The organism is Streptomyces sp. NPDC058198 (genome assembly GCF_042882605.1).
In the GTDB taxonomy this organism is placed as follows: domain Bacteria; phylum Actinomycetota; class Actinomycetes; order Streptomycetales; family Streptomycetaceae; genus Streptomyces.
In genome coordinates this window covers 47021-59200 of the sequence record NZ_JBHVVP010000014.1, presented here as the reverse complement: position 1 = coordinate 59200, position 12180 = coordinate 47021, and the positions used below count along the sequence as shown (strand labels likewise).

Sequence of the window (12180 nt, the reverse complement as noted above, 5' to 3'; positions counted from 1 at the left end):
ACCCCGGAGCTTAAAGCCCCCACACAAACAGCCTCCACGCCCGCCAACCCCCACCCGGAGCAACCCTCCGCGAGTCACCCTCCCTGCGGAACGTGGAGCGCAGACTCGTCAACTGCCCCTGAGTACACGGTGCCGTTGAGGTGTCAGGCCACAACAACCCGGGTGCCATTGAAGTCCGCGACGATCACCAGACTGCCGCCGAGAGCAGCAACGTAGGCAGCGATGGTTCCGACCTCGGTCGCCGTCGCGTTGCCCCTTTCGATCGCCGACACCCGCTCCTGCCTCACATGCATGCGAGCGGCTACCTCGCGCTGCGTGAGGCCCAACTGCTTCCGCATCTCGGCCAGCCTGTGCGCACGGGCCTCGGCCACCATGCGCTGAGCCCCAGCGGTGATCACGTCGAGGTCTTCGGCGTCGAAGACCTCGCGCTTGACGTCGTCCCAGGCATGGAAGGTGGTCATTTCAACGTCTCCTTCTCTACGTGTGCCAGATGCTCCAGCCACGCGCCATAGCGGGCCTCAGCCTCGGGAACCGAGCGGCGGTACCACTCGGACCACTGCCCTGCTTTGTCTCCGGCCACCAGCAACACCGCATTGCGCCGAGGGTCGAAGATGAACAGAATCCGGACCTCACTCGCACCGGATGAGCCGGGTCGCAGTTCCTTGAGGTTGTGCAGAGCGGACCCTTTGATCCGATCCACCAGGGGCCGCCCAAGGTCGGGGCCTTCTTCGACCAGGGCTTGGATGGCCTGACCAACTAATCGAGCGGTGTCGCGGTCGTCCTTCCTCAGCTCGTGCAGCCAGTCGCGGACCTCTCCTGCCATCTCAAGGTGCCACGACACGACATTCAACCCCACAGTACTTGTACATACTAGTACCCTGGCATGCTTTCTGCGAGGCGACCGCAGATCCGGCGACTATCCTCCGAACTGGTTACGGAGTCCGTCGGTGTTGACGACTGACACACTCCGCCCCGACCAGCTCATCGCCTCCGTGGGGCGCTCCGGTCAGCACGTGACTACCGACGGTACTGCCGGACCGGTGGCTACGCCGGGCTGCACCGTGGCCCCGGGCAACCGCTCCACTCTGCCCGTGGACCGTTGTCAACGAAGCCGTGCTTCACCGGGTCGCCAAAAAGCCCAGCAGGCCAGCGGAAACCTCCTGCCCGCACGCGACCCGAAGCGTCAGGCTCGCCCGGCAACCCTTAGAAGATCACGTCGGAGTCACCTGAGTTTCCAGGACCAGGCATAGATACAAGCGAGAAACAACCTCCACCTTTTGCGGCCTCAATGAGGCCAGAAAAGTTCCTTACGATTGAAGAGTGATTTCACCTCATCAATATCGCTCGAAAGCAATACTTCCAGTTCGGATGGCACTACATACGGATGACTCGCCTCTGGTCTCGCCGTGTAGCGTAACCCCGGCCTGCAAATCCGATATCCACCTTCACCTTGATAGCATGAGAAAGGAAGCCCGACCGAGTGCATGAGAAGCGTCAACCGCCAGGAGCGTTCATCAGAAAACGTCACCCGACAACCACGCCTACCCAACTCGGGAAGGACTTCCAAATAGGACTCCTCCGAAAGAGGATTCCCAGTTACGTCGATTTCCCTAATCTGCGGACACTCCAACAATAATCTCAGATCTTTAACAAAATCACACCGCAAGACTAAGCGATTGAGATTGGGTAAGCCTTCAACTCCAGCCAACGAAGCGAGCGCGCTAAATTTTACAGATAGCGCACCGAGTGTCGACTGTCCAGCCAGCGCAGTCAGCGAAACAGGTTCGCACCCATTCAAAATCAAGACCCGGAGCGATGAAAATCGTCGCAATCCGTCGAGCTCTTGAGAGAATTCCCTACCGTGGGTAATATCCAAGAGCTCGACGGATTCCAACTCTGAAGATGAGAACGGCGGAGGATGCCCTAAAGCCTGCAAAAGACTTTCACGAAAGGAAGCATCCGCCGGAAAGTTCATGAGCTACCCCTCCTGTAGTTTCTTCCTCGCCTGAGCAATGTCTTGCAATATTAGTTCATAATTATGTCCCTGCAATTTTCCCATCCCTGCAACGCTCAACGACTTCAAAGTGTCACTGTCTACTTTATACAGGGCACCTACATTCGAGTCAAGCAATTCAGGCTCCCAACCCTCCGTACTCCCGTTCCACACCATACTAGGAAGTTTCTCTTCCAGGACATCCAGGAACGCGGAGGGCGTACCTCCAGAATGTTGCATAAACAAGTCACGCAAAGCGTTATGGAAGGATTCGGTCCCGTTTGTCAATGCCGACTTAATTTCATCCTCACCCGTTTCTCCATTCTTATGCTTCTTATAAAATGCCCCAACATGCCCCCCAATCCCTACAATTCTCGCACCATCAGGACTCCGAACTTCCCAAACCACTCGATTAGTCGCAGATCGCAAATAGTTCTGCAGATCTATCCACTTGAGGGCAGTGGTTAAATCCTCGGCACTGTGCCCTATTGCCGTCTGAACGACATCCTTTATCTTATTCATTGGTATCCATTCATGCTTATTCGGGTCGACTCCCCTCACTCTATCCTTGATGAAGGCACGGTTTGGATTCTTAAGCTGACCGCTACCCCTACGGTCAGGGCCCCAAAGTTCAACAAATCGAGACCATGATATTCCACCGACCCCAACGTTCGGATCTTTCACCAAACCTTGCAGAAAGTTAATTATTGGCACATGGTCTCCCTGGGCGTTATCAATGGCCTCCTTCAGAATCGGATCAACCTGCGGCTCATCGACTGGCAGCGGGGAGAATCTTCCAAACTGACGATCCGTAGTGTACTTCATCGCCTCCAGATTGGTCCTGCTGTTGTCCGACAGGTCTGCCGTCCGCCCCTTCTTCTTCAGCTCACTATTTGCCCGCTGCCCCAGCTTCACAAAGAAATTGTTCCTCACTGGATGCGAAGGACTGGGGTCTATTTCCTTCAAAGCATAGGATGCGAATGTCGCAGATTCGGCACTTGCAGCCGTCCTGCCGCCAGCAAAGAAGCCGGCCACAGAATCCTGCGCCTTCTTTGAGTTGAGATATGACAGAACCGGTTCCTCGACGTCATCCAAGTCTCCCGCTTCCCACACTTTCGTCTTGTCGAGTTGCTCCGTCCGCCAAGACTCCTTAACCTCCTTTACCCTATCCGCCCCACGGAAAGGCAGCCATTTCTTTATGGCCTCCTCCACAGTCAAGGCATTCGAAGACCCAGTCCCTGTCGGATTCACTCGTGCATACACATCCCATTTTTCGCCATTCTCAACAGGCTTAATCTCGGCGAGGCGATAACGTGCCTTTATGGGGCGCAAGAGCGATCGAAGGAATTTCCCCGAAACCGGCATGTCGCTGTATTTATTGAAAGACTCGACCGCAGACTTGATACCCTTATTGAGCCTCGCCTCTTTCCCCCTTGAGTCCCGGTCAAATTCCTGACCTGCCACCCCCTCTCCGTTTTTCACTTTCCCCTTACCATTACTCCCCTTAGGGTCTCTCATCTTCGCCCAGAGTTTTTTTCCGGCCTTGGTTATTTTGTTGACTATTTTGTCTATGGCGCGGGTGACGGGGCGGGAGGCTTTTTGGAAGGCTTGTTTGACTCGGTTGGCCAGGCCGCCGATGCCTAGGAGGGAGGCCAGGAGGCCGATGAGAAGGGGGATGCTGGTGGCGAGGGCGGTTTCTATTAGCTTGGGGACGCCGGCTTGGGCGCCGTTGGCTATGGCTATGATCGCGTCGAGGCAGGCGTTGACGAATTCGATGATCTGGGCGCCCTGGGTCACGATGAACGTGACGATGTCGATGATTCCCTTGACCGCGCGGATGAAGGCCGAGGCGGGGTTGAGGAGGGAGAGGATCCAGGTGATGCCCGCCATCAGGACGGTGGGGATCAGGTAGGACTTCAGGTCGTCGAGAATCGTGGACTTGAGGTCGCCCGTCTCGGCGGTGATCTCTTGGGCGGCGCCTGCCGGGCCCTCGCGGGCCAGGGCGCCGGCTACCGGGACGGATTGTTCGACCTTGGTCATCGCCTCGTCCGGGACGCCCTTGCGGGTGACGCGGGCGCGGATGTTGTCCCAGGTCAGGCCCAGCAGGGAGGCGATGAGCTGGATGATGCCCTTCAGGTCGAACTTGGCCGGGATTTCGAGGCCCGTGCTGACCGCCGTGCCCAGGAGCCAGGAGACGAGGCCCTTTTTGAGGTGCTCGGGGATATTGCCGATGAACAGGTTCAGACCCGCGCCGACCGCCGAGGCGAAGCTGCGGAGGAAGCCGATCGGATCCTTGATGATCTTCATAGCGACGCCGGCCGCCTTGGCCAGGACGCCGAGAAGCAGGTTCTTCAGCTCGTTGATGGTCTGGATGACGCCGACGACCGCGTCCATGACCGCGGCGATGAGGCCCTTGTTCTCTTCTTCGAGCTTCTTGATCTCCTCGTCGACCGAGTTGAGGGCCTCGGTGTACTTCTGAGCCAGGTCCTGGACCAGCTGCGTGGACTTGTCGTTGACCTCGGATTCGAGGTCGTCGAATTTGCCCGCGAAGTCGGCCGCCGCCTCCTGGCCGAACTGCTTCAGGTCCGCCGGGAGTCTGTCGACCTCGGCCTTCAACTCCGAGCGGCCCTCGGCGATCCGGGTCTTCGCCCGGCCCAGTTCCGTGCCGATGGTGTCGGCGATGGACGCGATGACCGTCTGCATGGTGCTGACATAGAGCTCGCGGGACTTCTTGAAGATGTCCAGACCCGCTTGCGGCAGGCCTTTGAACTTGTCCCTGATCCAACGGCCCTTGCCCGTGAACCCTGAGTAGCGCTTGTCCTTGTACTCCTTCATCCGGCGCTTGTGGTCGGCCGTGAAGTCGCCGCGCGCCTTCTTCTCGCCGTCCGTGAACTGCTTGTCGACCTTGCCGTCCAGGTCGCCGAGGATCTTCTCGACGTCCTTCTGGGTGGTGTCGAAGACCTTCTGGAGCTTGGCGGTGACCTGCTCGCGCTTCTTCTCGTCCGCCGACTTCGTCTCGCCCTTGCCGCTGTCGACCGCCTTGCCCGCGGCGTTACGGTCGGCGGTCATGGCGTTCATCGCCTGGGCGCCGGAGACCGCGGCGCCCGCCTGCGCGGCGGCGAGTTGCTTGCCCTCGGCCGCGCGGCCCTTGGCGGGGGCGGCGGCGGTGTTCTGCTCGCCCTTCTTCTTCTCCGACAGCGCCTTGTCGAACTGGGGCTCATTGCCCTTGGCGAGCTGCTCCTCGGTGACCTCGGAATCGGCCAGCTGCTGGTCGACCTGCTGGTTGCCCTCGGAGAAGTCCAGGACCTTGTCCGGCTGCTTGGCCGGGACCGCGTCCGCGGCGCTGGGCGCGCCCGGGTTGCCCGGAGGCTGGTCCGGCCCCATCGGGGTGACCTGCTTCTCCTTGGCCTGGGACAGGTCCGGGGCGGCCGTGGTGGCGGTCTCGATGTCTTCAGCCGAGGACTTCTTACCGTCCTTGACCTTGCCGTCGACCGAGTCCTTGATGTGGTCGGCGTTGCCGGAGTCGGCGAAGTTGTCGGCCTCGTCGAGGTTCTTCGGCGCCTGGGCCGAGATCGCCTCGTTGACCGCTCCGATGAACGCGCTCTTGTCGAACTCCCCGGGCTTGGCCGCGTTCATCTTCTCGGCGTTGGCCGCCTTGCCCTGCGCCTGCTTGTCGTCCGGCGGAGCGACGGCCGCGTCCTGGGCCGACTTCGACTCGGCCGCCGCGGGCTTGTGCCGCTTGATGTTCTGCTTCTTCGCCGCGACGTCCTGCTGGACCTTGCGGAAACCGGGCGCCTGGGCCGGCGGTGGCTTGACCACATCGGCGTAGCGCTGGGCCACCAGCCGCGACACGGCCGCGTTTCCGGCGCGGGCCTGGAGCAGCTGCACGCTCCGGGCATCCAGCCCGGGGCCGGCCGCCGGAGAAGCCTCGGGAGTGGAGTGCGCTTCCTGCGCAGGCGTCGAGGACCGGGGAGCGGCGGCGTGGTCGGGCGCGGCGGCGTGGTCGGACGCAGCATGGGCGGACGCAGCATGGGCGGGCGCGGTGGCGTGCGTGGGCGCGGCGGCGCGCTTCTCCTGAGCCGCCTTCACCGTCGCCCCTGGCCACAGGTCCCCGACATGCCAGCCAGGGTGCGGGCCGGGTCCGTACGCCGAGCAGTGCGAGCGGGGCAGTGCCGGGGGCAGCGTTCGTTGCCCGATCAGATGACCGGCCGTGCCTGCCTCTTCGGGCAGCGGGTTCGGTACGACGAGGCGGCCGTACGCCCGTTCCCGATGATCTCTCCCCCGGCGAGAATCGCCCACGTTCCCCGGTCAAGGAGAGTCGCATGCCGTCGTATCTGTCCCCGGGCGTCTACGTAGAAGAGGTCCAGTCCGGCTCACGCCCGATCGAGGGCGTGGGCACGTCCGTCGCCGCCTTTGTCGGCTTCGCCCAGCGAGGCCCGTTCAACGAGCCGACCCTGATCACCAACTGGACCCAGTTCACGAGCCGGTTCGGCGAATTCGTCGAAGGTACGTATCTCGCCTCGTCCGTCTACGGCTTCTTCGCCAACGGCGGCGGCACCTGCTACGTCGTCCGGATCGGCGGACACCGGGGCGGCGGCGGTGACGAGACGGCCGGTACGCCCGGTGAGCTGGAGGCCGGCGCGGAGGCACGGCTCGGCCCGTACACCGTACGGGCGTTGCCCGGGGTCACCGGTGAGATCACCGTCGAGGTGACGGAGCCCGAGGGCGAGGATCCGCCGCAGGATGTGTTCACCCTGGTGGTGACGCAGGACGGCAAGGTCGTGGAGACCTATCCCGCGGTGACGACGAAGCGCAGCAAGGACAATGTCGCCACGCAGGTGAAGGCGCGGTCGCGGCTGATCGAGGTACGGGAGCCGGGCCGCGGCGCAGCGCCGGTCAGGCCCGAGGCGCAGACGGTCACGCTCGGCCCCACGCCCGACGCGGGTCCGCTGGACGGGCCCCTGTCGGCGGACGAGTACGTGGGTGACGCGGATCAACGCACCGGCTTCGGCGGGCTGGAGGCGATCGACGAGGTCACCATGGTCGCCGTACCGGATCTGATGAGCGCGTACGAGCGTGGGGTGCTGGATCTGGAGTCGGTGGTCTCGGTGCAGCAGGGCCTGATCGGCCACTGCGAGCTGATGGGGGACCGGATCGCGATCCTCGATCCCCCGCCCGGCCTGAGCCCGCAGCAGATAAGGGCCTGGCGGATGGAGACAACCGGCTTCGATTCAAAGTTCGCGACGCTGTACTACCCGTGGATCAAGGTGTTCGATCCGGCGGCCGGCCGCAATGCGTTTGTGCCGCCGAGCGGGCATGTCGCGGGAGTGTGGGCCCGTAACGACGCCTCGCGCGGGGTGCACAAGGCCCCGGCGAACGAGGTCGTACGCGGCGCGGTGTCGCTCCAGACCCAGCTGACCAAGAACGAACACGATCTGCTCAACCCGATCGGCCTGAACTGCATCCGCGCCTTTCCCGGTCGCGGTATCCGCGTCTGGGGAGCGCGGACGCTGGCCGCCGATTCCGACTGGCGTTATCTGAATGTGCGACGGCTCTTCAATTATCTGGAGGAGTCGATTCTGGCCGGGACGCAGTGGGTGGTGTTCGAGCCGAACGACGACGCGCTGTGGGCGCGGATCCGGCGCACGGTCTCGGCGTTCCTGGTCAACGAGTGGCGCAGGGGCGCGCTGTTCGGGCTGACGCCGGACGAGGCCTTCTACGTCAAATGCGACCGCGAGACCAACCCGCCGGAGAGCATCGACGCCGGTCAGGTGATCTGCGAGATCGGGGTGGCGCCGGTCAAACCGGCGGAGTTCGTGGTGTTCCGGCTGTCCCAGCTGACCGGCGGCACCGGCGCGGTCGACGAATGAGGACGGACGGCAGAGCAAGCGGACGGACGCGGCGGATGAGGGGCAGCCGGTGACGGACAGCGAACGCATAGGAGGCTGGTAGCCACTTCCCGATCTCGACAGTTCCGTCGGGCATTCCTTCGGTCTGGAATTCGACAGCGTCCTCATCAAGCAGATCACCGAGGTGAGTGGTCTGAAGATGGAGCAGGACGTCATCGAGCTGAAGCAGAACACCGCCGACGGCAAGTACGCCATCAAGAAGCTGCCGGGCCGCCCGAAGGCGGGCGAGGTCACGGTCAGCCGCGGTCTCACCGAGGACAACAGCTTCGAGGAGTGGATCAAGGACTCCCGGTTCGGACGGATGACGAACGCCCGGCGCAACGGCGCGATCATCGTGTACGACTACGAGGGCATCGCGATCAAGCGCTACAAGCTGATCAACGCCTGGCCGAAGTCGCTGGAGATCGGCACGCTGAAGGCGGGCGACACGTCCGTCCTCACGGAAAAGCTGGCGATCACCTACGAGAGCATGGAAGTCGACTGATGCGGCGCATGCTGTCCCCCTCCGCCCGGCCGGACGACACCGCGCCCGGCCGGTCCGGCGGCGAGGAGCGGGGGCGCGAGGCTCGCGAGAGCCTGCGGACCGAGTTCCCCTTCGAGCTGCCGCGCGGGTACGTGGACGAGTCCGGCACCGTGCACCGTACCGGGGTGATGCGGTTGGCCACCGCCCGCGACGAGTTGGTCCCGCTCCGGGACGATCGCGTACGGGAGAACGCCGCCTACCTGTCGGTCGTGCTGATCGCCCGGGTGGTGAGCAGGATCGGCACCGTCGAGGACATCCACCCGGGCGTCATCGAGGACCTGTTCGCCTCCGACCTCGCCTTTCTGCAGGACTTCTACCGCCGGATCAACGCCGAGGGGCATACCCGGGCCGCCGTCACCTGCCCGTCCTGCCAGGAGAACTTCGCCGTGGATCTCGCCGGGGGTGGTCGCCCGGGGGAATCGTGACGTACGCGGCCGACCTGCTGTACGAGGAAGTCGCGTACCTCGCCTATCACTTCCACTGGCCGCTCGATCAGCTGCTCGATCTGGAGCACGCCGAACGGCTGACGTACGTCGCACAGATCGCCCGGCTCACCGGGCCGTAGGACAGGGAAAGCCGAGGGGGGCGAGGGGATCATGGGACTGCTGTCCTGGCTGCGCGGCGACCGGGCGGACGGGCCGGACGGGGCCTTGTCCGGTACCCCCCATGAGTCCACCGCGTCAGCGTCGTCCGGAGCAGCGTACGAAACACCGGCCGGCTCCGCCCGCCCGGCGGCCGGCTGGCGTGAACTCCCGCCGGTCCAGCGCACCCTGACCGCGCCGGGCCTGGTCACGGACCCGGACGGCTTCCGAGGCTCGCTCGGCACCTGGCAGGACGCAACACTAACCACTCCCCTCGGCCATCTGGTCAGCCCGCAGGCGCCCTCCGGGCTGGTGCACGGGCTTGTCGCGTCCAGTGGGCCCACGACGGTGAGCCGTCAGGTGGAGGACGGCCGGGACGAAGGCAGCCGGCGCGAGGGGATGGTGGCCTCCGGGCCGCCGACCGAGGGCCGGGTGCAGGTGCACCCCAGGGCCGTACCGCTGCAACGGAGCGCGTCCGAGGGCCAGGAGACGATGGTCTCGGCCGGGGCCTTGCCCGACGGACTGCCCGTACGGCGGCTCGTGGGCGAGCGGCCCGTCGAGTCCGCACTGCCCGCGCCTCCCGAACTGCCCGCGCCACCCGTGCCTCCCGCACCGCCCCCGTCGGCCGTGCCCGTACGGGACAGCGCCCCCACCTCCGGCGGGCCGCCAACCGGCCCCGTGCCTGCCCCCGTTCAGCGGTTCACCGCTCCACAGCCGCCGTCCCGTCCACACCCGCCCGGACTGGGGGCGCCGCTGGCCGGTCTGCCTCCCACCGCCCAGCGGGAGATCGCGGCTCGCACGTCCGGCCCGATGACGGAGCCCGGCGGACCGGAGTCTCCCCCGGATACGGACGCCCCCGTGGACACACCCGCTGTCACCCCCGTGGACACACCACCGGACACACCGACGGGGCCGCTGCTCGGCGACGCCCCGCCCCTCGTACAACACCATCCGCACCAACACGTCCAGCGGGCAGCGGAGTCCGAGCCTGAGCGACCGGGCGCACCGGCCCCGGCGCCCGGCGGTCTCCCCGTACCGGTCCAGCGGTTCGCCGCCCCCCACGCACTCCCCCGGCTCCCAGAACCGGCGTCCGGTCCGGTGGTGCCGCTCCTCGCACAACGGGCGGTCCCCCTCTTCGCCACCGGTCCGGACGCCCCCATGGCGCCCGCCCCCAGAGGCGCGACCCCGGAGCCCCCCGCCGTGCCGGTACGGTGGTCCGCCCCCGGCCCGGAAGCGGCGGTCCAGCGCTCGTACGCCGCCGGTCAGGTCACCGTGGCGAGGGAAGCGGTGGGGACAGGTACGGGTGCGGCGGCCGGGACAGCACCCGCCTCGCTCGGCGCCGCCCCCGGCTCCGTACCACCGAGAACAGCCCAGCGGCACGCGCTCGGCAGCCCGCCGGTGCCCCGGTCGGTGTCCTCAGGAACCTCGTCCCCTTCCCCGGCCTTCCGCGACGCCGGTTCCGTCGCCGTAGCGGCCGGAGTGGCCCAGCGGATGGCCGACGGCAGCGTGGTCTTCGGCGGCGCCCACGTGGTGCAGCGCGCGGCGGAAACCAGCGAGCCGCCGCCCCCGGATCCCCTCCCCGAAGCCGAAGCCGAACCCCAACCGGAGCCGGACCCGGGCCTCGATCCCGACCCCGCCTTCCCGGACGCGGCCGACGGCGGGGCGCCCGGAGGCGCGGAGTCCGCCGTGGCCGGCTCCCCGGGCAGGGGCGCGGGCACACCCCCCGTCACCGATGAACTCGTACGGGCCCTGTACGCACCCCTCAGCCGGCTCCTCAAGGCGGACCTCCGGCTCGAACGCGAACGCGCCGGATTCCTGATCAACACCAGGCACTGACACGACCGACCGCAGCCGACCACCCACTACCGAGACGCCCACTGCCGACAGACGACAGCGGACAGCCGACAGCCGATGGAGAGGGAGAGGTACGTGCCATGGCACCGACCGACAACGACGATCCGGCCGTCAGCGTCTGCTTCGTCGTCACGATCGACGACATCGAACTCGGCTCGTTCAACACCTGTGACGGTCTCGGCTGCGAAGTGGTCCTCGAAGCACGCGAGGAAGGCGGCAACAACGGCCACATCTGGCAGTTGCCCACCCGGCTCAAGTACTCGAACGTGAAGCTGTCGCGGCCGCTGACCCGGGAGACGGAGAAGGTCGCCAAGTGGTTCGCGAGCATGACGACGGGGTTCAGCCGTAAGACCGCCCATATCGAAGCCCGCACGGGCGACGGCCGCAAGGTCGCGCAGTGGGGCCTGCTGGAGGTCGTACCGGTGCGCTGGACCGGCCCGTCGTTCACCCCCGAGTCCCCCAAGGTCGCCATCGAGACCATCGAGATCGCCCACCACGGTTATGTGATGGAGGGCTGAGCGCCATGAGCGGACCCATCGCGTTCAGCGCCGCAGGCACCTCCGGCACGGCCTCCGCCCGCGCGCCGGGCTCGGCCCGGCCCAAACTGGAGCACGCCTATCTGGAGCTGCGTACGCCTCCGCCCGGCGGCAGTCTCACCCCCGGCGGGCCGTGCGGCCGTATCGACTTCCAGTTCAACCCCAAGGAACTGAGCCTGACCAAGGCGGCGTCCTGGAAGCGCACCCCCGCCAAGGGGGCGAAGAGTTCCGGGCCGCCCGAATACCAGGGGCCGCAGCCCAGCAAGCTCACCGTGGAGATGTTCTTCGACGCGAGCGACACCCAGGACAGCAGCGTGGTGACCTCGGTGGAGAAGCTGTTCGCCTGCTGTGTGCCGACCAGCGAGACCCGGCAGCAGCAGCGGTCGTCGCCGCCGTGGGTGGTCTTCCACTGGGGCGGGCTCACCGGCTTTCCCGGCTATGTCAGCCAGGTGCAGGCGAAGTACACCCTCTTCACGACCTCCGGCGTGCCGATCCGGGCGCTGTGCCAGGTGACGATGGAGGAGATCAGCGGGGAGACGCCCGGCCAGAACCCGACCTCGGGCGCGCTGGCGGCGCGGCGCGTGCACCGGGTGCGCGCCGGGGACTCGCTGCAGGGTCTCGCCCACCACGAGTACGGCGACCCGGCCGCCTGGCGGGTCATCGCCGAGGCGAACGGGATCGACGACCCGATGCGGCTGACCAATGGCCAGGAGCTGCTGTTGCCCGCTCTGGACGAGCTGGGGCGGCTCGAGGACTCCGAGCGGGAACGGCTGAGGTGAGGGCG

At 65.7% G+C, this 12180-nt stretch carries 11 protein-coding genes; 7 read left to right on the top strand and 4 right to left on the bottom strand.

Annotated features, from left to right (window positions below):
- Positions 1–143: 143 nt before the first annotated feature.
- The 4 genes from ACFVWW_RS30355 to ACFVWW_RS30340 all read right to left on the bottom strand — a co-directional run bounded on the left by ACFVWW_RS30355 (position 144) and on the right by ACFVWW_RS30340 (position 6082).
- The gene (locus tag ACFVWW_RS30355) at positions 144–461 is read right to left on the bottom strand and encodes a helix-turn-helix domain-containing protein (RefSeq protein WP_384180814.1); all 318 of its coding nucleotides are present in this window, start codon (positions 459–461) and stop codon (positions 144–146) included.
- A complete protein-coding gene (locus ACFVWW_RS30350; protein ID WP_386878855.1) occupies positions 458–823 on the bottom strand; it encodes a type II toxin-antitoxin system RelE/ParE family toxin in 366 nt (121 codons plus the stop codon). Before ACFVWW_RS30350 ends, ACFVWW_RS30355 begins: the two co-directional genes overlap by 4 nt.
- 462 nt (positions 824–1285) lie before the next feature.
- Complete coding sequence (locus tag ACFVWW_RS30345; protein ID WP_386878854.1) at positions 1286–1975, bottom strand: hypothetical protein; 690 nt, start codon at positions 1973–1975, stop codon at positions 1286–1288.
- A 3-nt stretch (positions 1976–1978) separates the two neighbouring features.
- The gene (locus ACFVWW_RS30340) at positions 1979–6082 is read right to left on the bottom strand and encodes a hypothetical protein (RefSeq protein WP_386878853.1); all 4104 of its coding nucleotides are present in this window, start codon (positions 6080–6082) and stop codon (positions 1979–1981) included.
- 233 nt (positions 6083–6315) lie between these two features.
- On the opposite strand from ACFVWW_RS30340, the gene ACFVWW_RS30335 reads away from it, so the two are divergent.
- The 7 genes from ACFVWW_RS30335 (at position 6316) to ACFVWW_RS30305 (ending at position 12175) form a co-directional block, all read left to right on the top strand.
- Entirely contained in the window at positions 6316–7863 is a 1548-nt protein-coding gene (locus ACFVWW_RS30335; RefSeq protein ID WP_386878852.1) for a phage tail sheath family protein, read from the top strand.
- A gap of 124 nt (positions 7864–7987) precedes the next feature.
- Positions 7988–8386 (top strand): phage tail protein, encoded by a 399-nt coding sequence (locus ACFVWW_RS30330; protein ID WP_386878963.1) that lies wholly within the window; start codon positions 7988–7990, stop codon positions 8384–8386.
- The gene (locus tag ACFVWW_RS30325; RefSeq protein WP_386878851.1) at positions 8386–8850 is read left to right on the top strand and encodes a hypothetical protein; all 465 of its coding nucleotides are present in this window, start codon (positions 8386–8388) and stop codon (positions 8848–8850) included. The genes ACFVWW_RS30330 and ACFVWW_RS30325 overlap by 1 nt, the downstream gene beginning before the upstream one ends.
- A complete protein-coding gene (locus tag ACFVWW_RS30320) occupies positions 8847–8990 on the top strand; it encodes a DUF6760 family protein (RefSeq protein WP_384180827.1) in 144 nt (47 codons plus the stop codon). Before ACFVWW_RS30325 ends, ACFVWW_RS30320 begins: the two co-directional genes overlap by 4 nt.
- Positions 8991–9021: 31 nt before the next feature.
- Complete coding sequence (locus tag ACFVWW_RS30315; RefSeq protein ID WP_386878850.1) at positions 9022–10842, top strand: hypothetical protein; 1821 nt, start codon at positions 9022–9024, stop codon at positions 10840–10842.
- A 98-nt stretch (positions 10843–10940) separates the two neighbouring features.
- Positions 10941–11378, top strand: coding sequence for a phage tail protein (locus ACFVWW_RS30310; RefSeq protein ID WP_384180831.1), 438 nt, complete (start codon positions 10941–10943; stop codon positions 11376–11378).
- A 5-nt stretch (positions 11379–11383) separates the two neighbouring features.
- Positions 11384–12175 (top strand): peptidase M23, encoded by a 792-nt coding sequence (locus ACFVWW_RS30305; RefSeq protein WP_384180833.1) that lies wholly within the window; start codon positions 11384–11386, stop codon positions 12173–12175.
- Positions 12176–12180: the final 5 nt, after the last annotated feature.

Bases quoted from the DNA above. Each gene is read 5' to 3' on its own strand.
- ACFVWW_RS30355 (WP_384180814.1), bottom strand. From the start codon at position 461: ATGACCACCTTCCATGCCTGGGACGACGTCAAGCGCGAGGTCTTCGAC.
- ACFVWW_RS30350 (WP_386878855.1), bottom strand. From the start codon at position 823: ATGGCAGGAGAGGTCCGCGACTGGCTGCACGAGCTGAGGAAGGACGAC.
- ACFVWW_RS30345 (WP_386878854.1), bottom strand. From the start codon at position 1,975: ATGAACTTTCCGGCGGATGCTTCCTTTCGTGAAAGTCTTTTGCAGGCT.
- ACFVWW_RS30335 (WP_386878852.1), top strand. From the start codon at position 6,316: ATGCCGTCGTATCTGTCCCCGGGCGTCTACGTAGAAGAGGTCCAGTCC.
- ACFVWW_RS30325 (WP_386878851.1), top strand. From the start codon at position 8,386: ATGCGGCGCATGCTGTCCCCCTCCGCCCGGCCGGACGACACCGCGCCC.
- ACFVWW_RS30315 (WP_386878850.1), top strand. From the start codon at position 9,022: ATGGGACTGCTGTCCTGGCTGCGCGGCGACCGGGCGGACGGGCCGGAC.
- ACFVWW_RS30310 (WP_384180831.1), top strand. From the start codon at position 10,941: ATGGCACCGACCGACAACGACGATCCGGCCGTCAGCGTCTGCTTCGTC.
- ACFVWW_RS30305 (WP_384180833.1), top strand. From the start codon at position 11,384: ATGAGCGGACCCATCGCGTTCAGCGCCGCAGGCACCTCCGGCACGGCC.